Source organism: Streptomyces sudanensis (assembly GCF_023614315.1).
GTDB classification, from domain to species: Bacteria; Actinomycetota; Actinomycetes; order Streptomycetales; family Streptomycetaceae; genus Streptomyces; species Streptomyces sudanensis.
Genome location: NZ_CP095474.1, coordinates 3,368,081 through 3,369,362 on the forward strand (window position 1 = coordinate 3,368,081; position 1,282 = coordinate 3,369,362).

Here is a 1,282-nt window from a genome sequence, read left to right on the forward strand (position 1 = left end):
GGGGCCCGGGAATGTGTTTAAGGGACCCCCTCGGCTNCNNCNGCTCGGCGNNNTGCCCGGNCCNNGCGCCGCCGCCGGGCACGCCGAGGAGCCGAGGGAGCCGAGGGGCCCGCGNNGGCCCCGGACCCGTCCTCTTCGGGCCCGCCGGGCGCCGCCGCCAGGACCGTCCGGAACCGCCCGCCCAGGCGTTCCCGGCCCCGCCCTCCTCGGGCCGCCGGGCCGCCGGGCTAGGCTGGATGCCATGGACTACGTATCCGCGCTCCTTCCGCCCGTGGTGATGGCCGTCTTCTTCACCGCGCTCGTGGTGACGATCGTCAAGAGCCAGGGCGGCCCGAACAAGTCCAAGGAGGACGCGGCCGTCGATGCGGCGCTCGCGCGCACCGAGGCCGGAAGCCGGTCCGAGGGTTCCGCGGGGCCTGGCGGGGCCTGACCCGGCCTGACCCCCGAGGGTCCCGCCCCGAGAGACCTGCCCCGGGAACCCCGCCCTCGAAGGACCCCGGTCATCGAAGGACAGAGGCGTACGGCATGAAATGAGCCGTACGCCCCTTTTGCTGCGCCAATCGCCCTTTGTTCGGATGGCCCCCACTATGGTGGGAGTGTGCCCCGCCAATTGGGAGAGCTCGAAGACGCCGTCATGACGCGCGTCTGGCAATGGAACCGTCCGGTCACCGTCCGGGAAGTCCTGGAGGATCTCCGCAAGGAACGGTCCATCGCCTACACCACGGTCATGACCGTGCTGGACAATCTCCATCAGAAGGGCTGGGTGCGGAGGGAAGTCGCCGGCCGGGCCTATCGATATACGGCGGTGTCCACGCGCGCGGCGTACTCGGCCGCACTGATGAACGAAGCGTGGTCGCTGAGCGACAACCCGGCAGCCGCGCTCGTCGCGTTCTTCGGCATGATGTCACCCGAGCAGCGGGAAGCACTCGACGACGCGATCCGCATCACCCGGCGCGGCACTCCGGAAGGAAGACCCGAAGGGCCGGAAGGCGCCGCGCGCCCGGAACGCGAAACCCCCGGAAAAACCTCCCCGCGGGGAGAACCCCCGAATGCGCCGACGCGGCACGCGGCTTCGGGCACCGGCACTCCGCGTGCCGGGGAAAGCGCGGGCCAAGGGGACCCCGGAAGCGCCGGGGGGCCCGCCGATCCGCAAAGCGCCGCCGAACGCCCCGGGGAAAGCCCGGCCGGCGGATTCGGCGGTACGGCTCCGCAAAGCGCCCCCCGGGACACCGCGGCGCCGTCCGGGGAAACCCCCGGGGTTCCTTCCCGCCCCTTCCCGGCC

2 protein-coding genes are annotated in these 1,282 nt (G+C 72.6%); both read left to right on the forward strand.

Features of this window, described 5'->3' with window-relative positions; translation table 11 throughout:
- Positions 1-241 precede the first annotated feature (241 nt).
- The gene (locus MW084_RS15725) at positions 242-430 is read left to right on the forward strand and encodes a hypothetical protein (protein WP_010470326.1); all 189 of its coding nucleotides are present in this window, start codon (positions 242-244) and stop codon (positions 428-430) included.
- A gap of 168 nt (positions 431-598) precedes the next feature.
- Positions 599-1,282: BlaI/MecI/CopY family transcriptional regulator (locus tag MW084_RS24605; protein ID WP_420833743.1), on the forward strand; the 684-nt coding region annotated here is incomplete at its 3' end.